The sequence below is a fragment of the Chryseobacterium arthrosphaerae genome (assembly GCF_001684965.1).
GTDB classification, from domain to species: domain Bacteria; phylum Bacteroidota; class Bacteroidia; order Flavobacteriales; family Weeksellaceae; genus Chryseobacterium; species Chryseobacterium arthrosphaerae.
On sequence record NZ_MAYG01000001.1, the window covers coordinates 1,473,899 to 1,487,491 of the forward strand.

A 13,593-nucleotide genomic window follows, 5' to 3' on the forward strand; every position below is an offset into this window, starting at 1 on the left:
CTAAAATAACAAAAAAGCCTGAGAATTTCAGGCTTTTTAATCATTATTATTCGGATTTACTGTTTGATCAGTTTCTTGTTGACGGTCTGCTTCTCCGTTTCAATCGTTATTACATAGTTTCCGGTCTGGATTGCTGAAAGACTGATCTCCTGCTTATTTCCTTTTAAAGAGATGTCTGAGATTACCATTCTTCCCGATTCATCATAAATTCTGTATGCCTTTAATGCTTCTTTTGACGAAATAGTGAGTGTATTTCCGGCAGGATTCGGATAGATACCTACTGTATTATTTTTCACATTTACATCTTCAACTCCTAAAACAGCACAGGAGAAACCTGCTTTCCACCCGATGCCATTTACTTCCGGATCTGACACAAATTTTACGGTAATGGCCCCTGAAGGATCTGTAGAGGTAAACGGCCCGGGGATTGTAGTTCCTGACAATTTATTCCCATTGGGAAATAATGGTGAAGCTGTGGAAGGTCCGTTATACACATACATAAAGTCATAATCCTGCTCTGTCCCGAATTCTGTAAACGTCATGGTCATGGATGAACCGGAGGCCGGATAGAATGTTTTTACAATTTCCTGATTATTTCCGTAGTTTGCATTGGCACCTCCTGTATCAAGGAACTGGACTCCCTCGCACCAGGCTGCATCTGTCAGGAATAATCCCGATTTCTGATAATATGTTTCGTTGGCACATGGCCCCACCGCTTCTATTTTATAATAAGTTCCCGGCTGAAGGTTGGCAATATTGAAATTTGCAGTGTTTGTATTTCCTGCGGTCACCGCTGTTCCGTCCAATTGGGTCACTTTATATTTCCATGAAGAAGATATAGCATCTGTGATCAGTATACTGGCTGAATTCTGCGTGGTAGAAGTAGCGGCAACAGAAGAGATACTAGGTACGCAGGAAGTGGTACAATTCGTTCCCAGACAAGGCTTGGAATCAATTGTATTTCTGATCAGGGCAGCAGGCTGGTCTCCAAAACCGTTACTGAAGTTGATTCCGATCCCGGACATCAGATGGCAGTAGCTCATAATGGTACCTGAAGGCGGCAGTACATTGCTCGTACAGATCAATCCTTCGTTTGTTATGATCGATGGCATTGCTGTGGGCCCACACCAGTCAATCGGGGTATTGTTTCCGTTCCAGGCACAGGCATGAGTATGCGGAGATCCCAAACTATGTCCCATTTCGTGGGTCATTGCCTGAATGGTCCATGAATATACCGGTACGTTGTTATATGTCTGATTGATTCCAGAATAAGCGTGTGCATACGTTTTACACAGTGAATTCAGGTAGGCCACGCTTGTTGTACTCGGAGCATTGATCAAATGAGCAAGGTCTCCGTTAAAAACCTGTCTGTTAGCTGAAAATTTGGCCAAATTACTGCTCGGATTTCCGGTATAAGGATCTGCTGTGGTCCAGATATAAACTTCATTCAGAGCGGTTCTTATGTCGTCGTTCGTATAAAGGGTAGCGATGTTATTGTGAATCGCTGTAATCCAGTTTGTAACTGTTGTGGTATTGGAACCATTATTCTGATAGGGCTTATAGCAGATTTCATAATAAATTCTCACACAGTTTTGTGTTAAAGTCTTTTTCTGGGCTAATCCGGGATCATAGGAAATTTTCTCTCCCTGATTTTCTTTCAGTTCATCAATGCCGCAGATAAAAGGGTTTGTTCCGGTCAGCTTTGAATCTGAATAGCTTACAAAGTCATTAGCATTTTTGGCTTTTCCAAGTACGATATTTCCCAGTTCTGGGGTAGAAGCCACTCCTGCCACATCATTATCAAAGAAACTGAAAGCCACCACAGAGCTGCTGTTTCCTTTTACAATTCCCTGATAATACACTCCCGGAGTATAATTTACTGTTTTTCCTTTATTGGTTACTACCTTGAAATTGCTGGTGAAAATCTGATTCTTATACATTTCAACAGTGATCTGCTGGTTTCCGTTAAAAGGAAATGAAATTTCAATAAATTCAGGTTTTTCACTGATCAGTCTTTTCAGTTCGGCAGACTTAAGAGAAATAACAGTAATATCTGTTGCAGCCCGTCTGTATTCTGCTAATTTATCAGGAGCCTGACTGACTTCAAACAAATCATATTTTTTTATTTCAGTTTTTCCGGCATGGTAGTCTGATACTTTTTGAGCTACCGGTCTCAATTTTTGAGAAAAACAGAGAATACAGCATTGCAGAAAGCAAAGCAATAGAATTTTTTTCATAGTCTTAATAATTAGGTTTTATTTTTCACAAATAAACAAAAAAAATCAAAACATAGTGAAAAATAGCTACTATTTAACCAAAACCACCATAGGCCTTATAACAGATAAAGCTAACCTATTGAATATTTGATTTTAATTCTTAGAAAATAAAAAAGACGTTAAAAAATAACGTCTTTCATTTTTATAAAGTTTCTCTGTCTTTTCGCATTTTTACTTTCAGGAATCTGATGAGTATCAATCCCGCCCCGAAGAATACTGTCATTGACAATGCTGCAATCCGCATATTATTGAAATGCTCAATCAGCGTTGCAAAGATAAATGTACCGATAATGATGGCGATCTTTTCCAGTACATCATAGAAGCTGAAATAGGTTGTATTTTCCATAGAGTTTTCCGGAAGCAGCTTTGAGTAAGTGGATCTCGACATTGCCTGAAGGCCTCCCATTACCAAACCTACAACGGCAGCTACCCCATAGAACTGATATTCTACGGTCGGATTTTCTTTATTTAAGAAATAAGCCCATACACAGGCTACAATCCATAGTATAATGGCAATTGAGATCACGTTTCTGTTTCCTATCCTTTTCGATAATCTGGAGAAAATAACAGCTCCGATGATGGCTTCTATCTGGATCACCAAAAGGGTCCCGATCAGCTTATCCTGAGCAAGGTTGATCTCACTTTTGCCAAACAGGGTTGCCATCAGAAATATCGTCTGCATCCCTACACTGTAGAAAAAGAAACTCGACAGGAAAAATTTAAGATTTCTGTCTTTAAAGAGCTCACCTCCCACTTTGAACAGCTCATGGAAGCTTTCTTTTGCAATATCTTTATAGAAGCTCATATTGTCTTTCAATACTTCGAAGAAACCTCCCTGCTCTTCATGTTTTTTGAAGATATTCTTGTAATTCAGAAGTACAAGATCTTTAGGAAGTTTGTCTTTCACATCCCCAAACTGAGGAAGGTGTTTAAACGTATATTGAGAGAATCCGAACCACCAAGCTCCTGTTAACAGGAAACTGATTCTTGTGAATAAAAGCTGCTGTGCCGCTCCTTTGGCAAAAACCTGGATCAGGACTAAACAGATGACCACCAATACTACAGAACCGATATATCCGTAGACATATCCTCTCGCAGAAAGGGCATCCTGACGGTCCGGAGTGGCAATATCCGGAAGGAATGAGTTGTAAAACACCAAACTTCCCCAGAACCCGACACTGGCTGTAATACTGAAGAGAAGCCCCAGAAATACATTATGCATTCCTGTAAACATTGCCAATCCCATACAGGATGTAGCTCCCAGGTAACAGAAGAACTGCAGGAATGATTTTTTGTTTCCGATGGTATCTGCCAGGGAAGATAAAAACGGGGATAATAATACTACGATAAAGAATGATATCGTCAGTGAATATCCATACACGGCATCCGGCTGGTATTCTTCCCCAAAAATTCTGATCATATGCCTTACCGGAACATCAATCCATGTTTTGGTTTCTGCTACATATTCTTTCTTTTCATACGCTGTGGTAAGAATGGAATAATAAATAGGGAAAATGGTGGAGGTAATGACCAGGGAATACACGGAGTTTGCCCAGTCATATACAGCCCAGGCTTTCATAATCTTCGGATTATTCTTTATGTTTTTAGGCTGTCGATTCTCAGTTTCAGACATTTCAAATATATATTAGTAGCACAAAAATAAAAAAACCATTAAGAAATGGATAAGTTTTTAAAAAAATTATCGATTCCTTAATGGCAATATATTCTGAAACAGAATATTAGATATTTTCAATCACAATCGCAGAGGCACCTCCACCACCGTTGCAGATCGCAGCAGCACCATATTTTGCGTTGTTTTGTTTCAATACGTTGATCAGGGTAACAATAATTCTTGAACCTGAACTTCCCAGTGGGTGTCCTAAAGCTACCGCTCCTCCGTTTACGTTTACTTTGGAAGCGTCTAGTCCCAAGATCTGATTGTTGGCCAATCCTACTACCGAGAACGCTTCGTTGAATTCAAAGAAATCGATATCTGACAGTTCTAAACCAGCTTTTTTAAGAGCAATTGGCAATGCCTTTGCCGGTGCCGTTGTAAAGTTTTCAGGCTCCTGTGCTGCATCTGCATAAGAAACGATTTTTGCCAAAGGCTTAAGACCTAATTCCTCCATTTTTTCTTTGGAAACAAGGATCAATGCAGAAGCTCCGTCGTTCAAAGTAGATGCATTGGCAGCCGTTACTGTTCCTTCTTCTTTTTTGAATACGGTAGGAAGGGTTGAAATTCTGTCGAAGTTTACTGCTTTGTACTCTTCATCTTCAGCAAAGATTACAGGCTCCCCTTTTCTCTGAGGAATAGAAACCGGTACAATTTCTTCATTGAATTTTCCTTCACTCCATGCTTTTGCAGATCTTTTGTAAGATTCTACAGCGAAGTTATCCTGGTCTTCTCTTGTAATATTATAGTCAGCAGCACATTTCTCTGCACAAACACCCATGTGTACTTTGTTGTATACGTCTGTAAGACCGTCAAGTACCATTCCGTCCTGCATTTTGATATCTCCTAGCTTTGTAGCCACTCTTGCGTTGTAATAGTGGGGTACCAAAGACATATTTTCCATACCTCCTGCAACAATTACCTCTGCATCTCCGGCTTTGATTGCCTGAGCAGCCATCGTTACAGCCTTCATTCCTGAAGCACAAACTTTATTGACCGTAGTAGAAGGGGTATTGATTGAAAGACCTGCTCCCAAAGCTACCTGGCGAGCCGGCGCCTGCCCTTCTCCTGCCTGTAAAACATTACCCATATAAATCTCCTGAACATTCGCAGGATCTAAACCGATTTTATCTAATGCTCCCTTTACAGCAGTAGCTCCCAATTTTGTAGCCGGAACTGTTGACAGACTTCCCATAAAACTTCCCATAGGGGTTCTTACTGCGGAAACAATGAATACTTCTTTCATGTATATAATTTTTATTTTTAGCTTAAACGGAACGGCTGTTCCATTGTATATTTAAATTTATTTTACTTTTATGTAGACCATGTCAAACTCAGATCCTTCAATCTTGGAACTGACCTTAATGAGGTTGTCCTGAGTTGCTACGACTTTATTATTGAAGACATCTCCTATCTGTGCAGGATCATTCTTATCAGACTTTTCCAACACGATTGCTTTGTAATTGCAGTCGTCCACAAAAACCAATGTAGATTTTATATAATCTTTTCCGTTGTTGAAATATTCGGTCTGCACATTGTCTTTAATGATCATGTGCCATATAGCTTCCGGATAGTTGGCCCGTAAAAATTTTCCTTCTCTGATATGGGCACATTTAGCAGGATTATCCGGCTTTTTCTCTTCTGTTTTCTGAGCCTGAACCTGTACAGCGGTCATCAAAAACAACACTCCTGCCGCTAGTATTTTTAAATGCTTCATATTCATATCTGTGTCCGTTTGTTTACTGTTTTATTGCTCCCGGCAAAAACCATCATGAATGCTCCTAAAAATTCTACGATCCATCCCCATCTCAGTTTAACCACTCCGGCAAACGTTTCTCTCCAGGATTTGAAAGGTAAAAAGCTGAAATACTGCAAAGACTGCATCTTCACTGCTACAAGGGTAAATGCAAATAACAGAATCAGCAGGATTCCGAAAAACCTTACGATTTTTGTACTGCTATTTACAATTCCGAAAACAGCGCAGGCAGCAAAGATCCAACACGCAATAGCCAGATAGTGATCGAGTTTCCAGTAGTTCCAGTTCCCTATAATAGGAACATTCACCAAAGGTAAAAAACTCCCTACGATCACGAATAACAATCCTAATAACTGAATATTTTTCATATTTACTAAAGTGCCAAAATACAAAAAAAAACACACTTTTAAAGAGTGTGTCTTAAAATTAGGTTTTTGCTATACAAACGTTCGTTAGTTATAAAAAAAATCAAATAAAATTATCTAATAATCAAAAACAATACTTATTTATTGTCAAATTAAAAATTAACGTTTGCGATTTCTATCCCAATCTGAAGTCCATATTTTTTCTTCAGCAAAGCATTGTTATTAAACGCCGGGGTAAAGTCTTTCTGGATGAAGAGATTAAAACCGTAATAGCTGATTCCAAATTTCCCGCCGACAATAAAATCATTCACCCCATGGGTTACTTTTTCCCTTTCAACGATTCTTCCGGAATTTTCATTGGAGTATTTTGAATAATTGACGGTTCCCACCCTTACCGCTCCATATACCCCTAAAACGAGACACAACTGGTGTTTTCTGCTGTCCAGGTATTTAACGCCTTCAAAGTCTTTATATTTAGGATTTAAAACAAATTTCAAATCTGCGGGAATGGTCAGGTAAGTATTGTACAGTGTACTCTTTTTAAGGTTTCCCCTGGTAAACTCCTGTATAAACAGCATATTACTTTCCTGTCTGAAAGACAATCCGTACTTTGGAGTATAGAGATCTGACCTCATCCCCAATCCGAAACGGTAAAAAAACGGACTTGTATATCCTCCGATCTGGTTTCCGTACAATAATGCCAACTGCCAGGAATCTATGATGGTATTTCTCATATCAGAACCTCTGTTATAAAAACCAAAGGGTTCATTTTTGGACGTAAGGCCCGCTCCTCCCATACCGATAGTCACCTCAAAAGTTTCCAGATAGTTTTTAGGATTATTATTTTTCTTCTGCTCATTGAGCTTCATATTCAATCCATTCAATCCAAACCAGAACTGATTCTTTGCCGATTTTGCAGAGTCCCGGGACTTAAATACAGCATCTTTCACCAGCTCTTTGGTTACCGATTCAAGGTCCTGCTTTTCAGCTTCTACTTTTTCATTGATGATCTGCTCATATTTTGAAGCAACGGCAGTACGCTGTTTCTGTTTTTCGTCAGGTGAAATCTTGTTTTCTCTGAAATTCTTATCTATTTTGTCCAGCTCGATATTCATTTTATCTTTTTCCGCCATGACGATACTGTCAATTTTTTTAGAATACAGGCTCAGATTATTTTCCGGAGATTCCTGAGCGAAGCTATAGCTAAATGCCATGACAGCCGCTATATAGATTAATTTTGTTTTCATATCATTGATTTATTTTCAGACATATTGGTTCTCTGCCCTGTTTTGGGCAGTTTTTCTTGATCAAAAAAAATGTTTGTTATTTACTTTCGAGAGAGTCGGAATAGACGATTACTCCCAATATCTTAAGGCTGTTCGGACTTTTGATCTTAATCTTTGTCATATCCAGGGCTCCGAATTTTCTGATATCCGTCCTGTTTTCTTCCCTCTTCTTGTCAAATTCTCTTCCGAGCAGCAATTCATCGGCTTTGATATAATCAGTTTTAGCTATATTTTTTTGATCCGGAAGGGTATTTAAATTTCTTTCCGGCACAGGAGCATTTATTTCTTGATGCTTAAGAATTACATCCTCTTTTTCAATCAATTCCGGTTCTTTCTTTTTCCAGATATATCCAGATTCTGAGGGCTTAGAGGCAACGGTTCTTGTGAAATTATTATCCTGTGACTTTTTAACTTCTTTAATCTGTATTGTTGGTACCGGCAAAGAATTTCCGTCCGTTTCAACGCTCTTCTTTACAGGATTTCTTTGAACTATCTTATCTGTTTTACTTTCCTGACCGGTTTTATTGAAATAGAGCAGCATACTTACCGAAAACAGCAAGATCAGCACCGCAACATACCTCAACCACTGAAAACGTTTTCCAGAGCGTACAACAGGGCTTTCCGGGCTTCCCTGCTCTATTCTGTCCCAAAGATCTGAAGAAGGCTTTATTTCAAGCGCTTCGTAGTCAGATTTTAATTGTTTCAGGAGTTCTTTTTTCATTTTCTTTTGCTTTTAAAAATTCAGCAAGCCATTTTTTTGCTTTGCTTAGCTGGCTTTTGCTGGTTCCTTCGGAGATGTTCAGAATTTCAGCAATCTCACTGTGTTTTTTTTCTTCAAAGACATACAGGTTAAAAATAAGTCTGTATCCTACCGGCATCTGAGTAAAGATTTCTTCAATATTGATTTCTTCCGGATAGTCCTCATTTTCATTCTCACTATAATCATCTACCATTTCCATATCTGCATAGAGTATATTTTTATTTTTCCTGATGAAGCTAATGGAGTCATTTACGACAATTTTTCTGAGCCAGAACGGAAAACTTTTCCAATCCCGGCACCCGTCCAGCTTAGTGAAGCATTTCATAAATGCATTCAGCAGGATATCTTCTGCATCATGAAGATTGTTGACATAAGAATTCGCAATGGCCAGCATTTTTGCCGAAAACATATCGTAAAGAGCTTTTTGCCCTTTCCGGTCCTGCTTTTTTGCCAGTAAAAAATTCTCTTCGAGTTTCTTCATGGATGAGTTTCTATCTATAAGACGTTACCTTTTTCAAAAGGTTGCCTGGAAACAAAAAAAATTGCACTTTTTTTCAAAAGTGCAATTTAATATTTTTAAGAATCGTGATTTTAAATTAATGTTTTACTGATGAAACATCTTCAGGATTATGTTTATGCTTAAACAATAGTCCGAAGAATATCGCCAGCACCAGCGCATAGATTGCGAAAGAAAGCCATATCTGCTGCCAGTCTTTTACCATTACTACAGAAGAAAGGGTTCCGTCTGTATTAACAACAGCATTGAAGCTCTTTTTCAGAATCCCGAGAAAAGTAGGATTATCAGGTGTTGTCTGCAAATAGGCAGATAAATCTGAAGCCGTCGTAAATTTGTGCGTAAAGAACTTATCAATAGCCCATCCTGCGATATAGCTTCCAAAAACGGCTCCGAAACCATTGGTCATCATCATAAACAATCCCTGGGCTGAAGAACGGATTTTTTTATCGGTAGTCGTTTCTACGAAAAGTGATCCTGAGATATTAAAGAAATCGAAAGCCATTCCGTATACAATACATGACAGGATGATTAATGAAAGTCCAAATCCATCCGGAACACCGTAAGCAAAGAATCCGAATCTTAAAACCCATGCCAGCATAGAGATCAGCATTACCTTTTTGATTCCGAATTTCTTCAGGAAGAAAGGAATCGCTAAAATAAACAGGGTTTCTGAAACCTGAGAAATTGACATGATGATCGTAGATCTTTTTACTACAAATGAATCAGCATATTTGGGGAAATGGGCAAATTCACTTAAGAAAACATCTCCATAGGCATTGGTAAGCTGAAGTGCAGCTCCCAAAAGCATTGAAAATAAAAAGAACAACGCCATTTTATAGTTTCCGAAAAGCTTGAATGCATTTAATCCTAACTGCTCAGACAGAGGCGAATTTTTATCGATCAGCTTTTGTGGAGGACATTTTGGTAATGTAAGGGCATAAATACCTAAGAAAATGGCTACAGCCCCTCCAATATAGAATTGTCCTTCCGTATCTTTATTTCCACTCAGATTGGTGATCCACATGGCCACAATAAAGCCAATAGTACCCCAAACACGAATGGGTGGGAAGTCTTTTACTACATCCAGATTATTGTTTTTCAGGATTGTATAAGAAATTGAGTTTGCAAGTGCGATAGTAGGCATGTAGAAACACATGGCCACGAGCATCACCGAAAAGAAAGAATTCGGATCTGCGGAATGAGGTAATATGAAAAGAATAACCCCGTAAAGAATATGCAGTACTGAGAAGATACGTTCCGCATTGATCCAGCGGTCAGCAATGATTCCAGTAATGGTTGGCATAAATATGGAAGCGATTCCCATTGTTCCGAAAACAGCTCCAAACTGAGTTCCGTCCCAATGTTTTGTACCAAACCAGAAGTTTGCCATCGTAATCAGCCATGCTCCCCAGACAAAAAACTGGAGAAAACTGAGGATGGTCAGTCGTAATTTTAAATTCATAGTTTATATAAAAAGTATCTCTTTAGTCAATTTTCTTTTTCCTCCTCTTGATTTCTTCCTGGATTTCAAGGGCGGTATCGTAATCTTCTTCTTTCACGGCATCATCTAATAGTTTCTGAAGTTCTTCCATAGAAAGAGATTTCAGGTTTTCTTCTGTCTGTACAGTTTCTGAAAAGCTCTGCTCTTCTTTTGAAACATCTTCGAGTTCCAATAAGATTCCCGCTTCATTCAGAACCTGCTGGGTAGTAAAGATAGGGGCATCAAATCTTACAGCCATCGCAACGGCATCGGAAGTTCGTGCATCAAGGATCAGTTCTTCTTCCGTCACTTTATTTTTAAAGTTGATATTTGAAAAGAATACACCGTCTACAATCTGATAAATGATTACAGAAACCAACTCATAATTGGCTGAGACTATAAATTTTGTGAACAGGTCATGGGTAAGAGGACGCGGCGGATGAATATCTTTCTCCAGTCCGAGAGAGATTGATTGAGCTTCGAAGTTTCCTATAACAACAGGTAATTTTATGTGTGTTTCTTCATGCTCCAGTAACAATGCGTACGCCCCCGATTGGGTCTGGCTGTACGATATTCCGCGAATAATTAGCTGTTTATAATCCATAGCTACAAATATAGATTAATTTTTTGTTGTGATTTCACTTTTTTACGCAAAAATAAAAGCCCGGAAAGCCGAGCTTTTATGGTATTGTCTATGATGGTCAAATCGTCAATGGTGAATTTGCCTGCAGGTCAATGATTAAAAATTGCCAGACGCAGCAGATTGCTATTCACAATTCACTTTTTTTTATCCTTTAATAGCTTTGATTTTTTCTGTCAGTGCAGGAATAATCTGGAAAGCATCTCCTACTACTCCGTAGTCTGCAGACTTGAAGAACGGTGCTTCAGCGTCGTTATTGATCACTACGATTGTTTTTGAAGAGTTTACTCCCGCAAGGTGCTGAATTGCTCCTGAAATACCTATGGCAATATAAAGGTTCGGTGCAATAGCCTTACCAGTCTGTCCTACGTGTTCTGTGTGAGGTCTCCATCCGATGTCAGAAACCGGTTTTGAACATGCTGTAGCAGCTCCTAATACATTGGCAAGATCCTCAACCATTCCCCAGTTCTCAGGTCCTTTCATACCTCTTCCTGCAGAAACAACGATTTCCGCTTCTTTAAGGTCTAGTTTACCTGAACTCTGCTCATGAGAGATCACTTTGGTATCTTCATTGGCTACAGAAAGGTTTTTAACTTCTTCTGAACCTGATACTGCATTTTCTTTAACACCGAAAGCATTTTGAGAAACGGTAACGATTACTCCATTCCCTTCAGCTTTTGCATGCATGAAACCTTTTCCTGAGAATGCTTTTCTCTTTACCTGGAAAGGAGAAAGGCTTTCCGGAGCTTCCAGCGCATTGGTAATTAAAGAATAATTCTTCATTACCGCAAGCATCGGAGCAATTGAAGAAGCGTCTGTAGTATGAGGGAAAACGATGATATTTCCGTCTGCGACTTCATTGACAGCCTGAGCATATGCTTTTGCCGAGAAGCTTTTAAGACCTTCGTCTTTGATGTTGATTACATTGGATGCTCCATATTTGTATAATAAATCTGAAGAATCTGTCGGGTTTACAGAGATTGCCGTTACGGTATCTCCTGCTTTATCTGCAACCGCTTTAGCATAAGAAACTGCTTCGAAAGCCGCTTTTTTGTAAACTCCGTTTATATTTTCTGCGTATACGAATACTGCCATTTTTTTAAATTTAAAGATTAAAAATTAAAGAATTAAAAGATTAGATTACTTTTGCTTCTTCGTGAAGTAATCTTACCAGTTCATCCAGGTTATCAGGAGAAACCATTTTCACAGCAGCTCTTGGCGGAACGCTGTCATAAGATACTCCCTGAACTTTTACTTCAGAAGAAGTAGGTTCTACTACCTGCAAAGGTTTTGTTCTTGCAGACATAATTCCTCTCATATTCGGGATGATAAGGTCTTTTTCATCTACCAATCCTTTCTGACCTGCGATAATTGCCGGTAATTTTACAGAAATAGTTTCTTTTCCGCCTTCAATTTCTCTTACTGCAGTAGCTTCGCTTCCGTTTACGTCTAATCCTACAGAAGCGTTTACGAAAGGCTGGTTCAGCAGCTGGGCTACCATTCCCGGAACTGATCCACCGTTATAATCAATAGATTCTTTACCGCAAAGGATAAGGTCGTACCCGCCGTTTTGTGCAACAGCAGCGATTTCTTTTGCTGTAGAATAGCTGTCTTTAGGATCAAGGTTTACTCTTACAGCATCGTTTGCACCGATTGCCAGAGCTTTTCTGATTACAGGTTCTGTAGCTGCATCTCCTACGTTGATTACAGTTACAGTTGCCCCCTGAGATTCCTGAAGTTTAACCGCTTTTGTCAATGCGAATTCATCAAGAGGATTGATTACCCACTGAATTCCGTTCTTGTCGAAAGCAGATTTATCTGCTGTAAAGTTAATTTTGGAAGTAGTATCCGGAACACTACTAATGCAAACTAATATTTTCATATGTTGTTCTTAATTTTTTTATTGGTTATAGGTAACCTTAAGGTTTCAGGTGTACTATTTTATTTTTCTCTTTTCGGACGCAAAATCAAAGCTGTTTATGCAGAGATTTTGTGTGAATTAATTTTTGCTAATATAAATAAAAAATATATTATGCATGCATAATACTTATTAAATTATTATTCAATACATTAAATGTACTTATCTGGCTGGCTGTGTTGCCCTAAACTCTATTTTACTAGGTAAAACCCTTGGATTCATCTTTAAAATATCCAGCACCAGATTCCCCATATCTTCAGGCTGTATCTTCCAGCTGTCTTTTTCAGAAGGAACATTTCCATTAAAATGAGTAGCCACTGATCCCGGCATGATCACTGTGGATTTAATGTTATATTTTCTCAGATCAATCATAGCTGCCTGTGTAAATCCCACCACCCCGAATTTTGAGGCATTGTAGCCTGTTCCGTTTTCAAAGAAATTGGCCCCTGCCAGGCTTGAAATGGTGATATAATATCCTTCCGTCTTTTTCAGTTCTTCCACAGAGGCTTTAAGGGTATAAAAAACGCCCGTAAGATTGGTTTCAATCATATCATTCCACTCTTCAGCAGTAAGCTCATCAACAGGTTTAAATATTCCCAGTCCGGCATTGGCGATTACATAATCCAGCCTTCCGAACTTTTCCAGGATATATTGTACCGCTTCCTGCTCGCTTTCAAGATTTCTGACATCAGAAACAATTCCCAGCACATTTTCGGAATATTGCTGAAGCTCCTGTTCTGCCTTCATCACATCTTCTCTTTTCCTTCCTGAAAATGCTACTGAAATACCGTTTTCAAGTAAAATTTTAGCAATCCCGAAACCAATTCCTTTGGTTCCTCCTGTTATATAAGCCGTTTTATTCTCTGACATAGCATCTGAAATTTAATGCTCTAAAATAACAAAAACGCCCCAATTGGAGCGTT

13 protein-coding genes are annotated in these 13,593 nt (G+C 38.9%); all 13 read right to left on the bottom strand.

The features are described from left to right. Positions 1–56 precede the first annotated feature (56 nt). The 13 genes from BBI00_RS06695 to BBI00_RS06755 all read right to left on the bottom strand — a co-directional run bounded on the left by BBI00_RS06695 (position 57) and on the right by BBI00_RS06755 (position 13,540). Complete coding sequence (locus BBI00_RS06695) at positions 57–2,237, bottom strand: M12 family metallo-peptidase (protein WP_065398034.1); 2,181 nt, start codon at positions 2,235–2,237, stop codon at positions 57–59. Positions 2,238–2,418: 181 nt separating this feature from the next. After that, positions 2,419–3,909 (bottom strand): MFS transporter, encoded by a 1,491-nt coding sequence (locus BBI00_RS06700; RefSeq protein ID WP_065398035.1) that lies wholly within the window; start codon positions 3,907–3,909, stop codon positions 2,419–2,421. Positions 3,910–4,015: 106 nt separating this feature from the next. Then, complete coding sequence (locus BBI00_RS06705) at positions 4,016–5,194, bottom strand: acetyl-CoA C-acyltransferase (RefSeq protein ID WP_065398036.1); 1,179 nt, start codon at positions 5,192–5,194, stop codon at positions 4,016–4,018. Positions 5,195–5,251: 57 nt separating this feature from the next. Then, positions 5,252–5,665, bottom strand: a complete 414-nt coding sequence (locus BBI00_RS06710) for a hypothetical protein (RefSeq protein WP_123902226.1) — start codon at positions 5,663–5,665, stop codon at positions 5,252–5,254. 2 nt (positions 5,666–5,667) lie between these two features. Next, complete coding sequence (locus tag BBI00_RS06715; RefSeq protein WP_065398038.1) at positions 5,668–6,072, bottom strand: hypothetical protein; 405 nt, start codon at positions 6,070–6,072, stop codon at positions 5,668–5,670. 149 nt (positions 6,073–6,221) lie between these two features. Beyond that, entirely contained in the window at positions 6,222–7,316 is a 1,095-nt protein-coding gene (locus tag BBI00_RS06720; protein WP_065398039.1) for a hypothetical protein, read from the bottom strand. A 76-nt stretch (positions 7,317–7,392) separates the two neighbouring features. After that, complete coding sequence (locus BBI00_RS06725) at positions 7,393–8,076, bottom strand: hypothetical protein (protein WP_065398040.1); 684 nt, start codon at positions 8,074–8,076, stop codon at positions 7,393–7,395. After that, the gene (locus BBI00_RS06730; RefSeq protein ID WP_065398041.1) at positions 8,042–8,596 is read right to left on the bottom strand and encodes an RNA polymerase sigma factor; all 555 of its coding nucleotides are present in this window, start codon (positions 8,594–8,596) and stop codon (positions 8,042–8,044) included. Before BBI00_RS06730 ends, BBI00_RS06725 begins: the two co-directional genes overlap by 35 nt. Positions 8,597–8,711: 115 nt before the next feature. Then, a complete protein-coding gene (locus tag BBI00_RS06735; protein ID WP_065398042.1) occupies positions 8,712–10,094 on the bottom strand; it encodes a nucleoside permease in 1,383 nt (460 codons plus the stop codon). Between the two features lie 22 nt (positions 10,095–10,116). After that, positions 10,117–10,716, bottom strand: a complete 600-nt coding sequence (locus tag BBI00_RS06740) for a bifunctional nuclease family protein (protein WP_065398043.1) — start codon at positions 10,714–10,716, stop codon at positions 10,117–10,119. Positions 10,717–10,899: 183 nt separating this feature from the next. Continuing rightward, positions 10,900–11,847 (bottom strand): electron transfer flavoprotein subunit alpha/FixB family protein, encoded by a 948-nt coding sequence (locus BBI00_RS06745; RefSeq protein WP_065398044.1) that lies wholly within the window; start codon positions 11,845–11,847, stop codon positions 10,900–10,902. Between the two features lie 40 nt (positions 11,848–11,887). Then, complete coding sequence (locus tag BBI00_RS06750; RefSeq protein ID WP_065398045.1) at positions 11,888–12,634, bottom strand: electron transfer flavoprotein subunit beta/FixA family protein; 747 nt, start codon at positions 12,632–12,634, stop codon at positions 11,888–11,890. Positions 12,635–12,832: 198 nt separating this feature from the next. Next, positions 12,833–13,540, bottom strand: coding sequence for an SDR family oxidoreductase (locus tag BBI00_RS06755; RefSeq protein ID WP_065398046.1), 708 nt, complete (start codon positions 13,538–13,540; stop codon positions 12,833–12,835). Positions 13,541–13,593 lie beyond the last annotated feature (53 nt).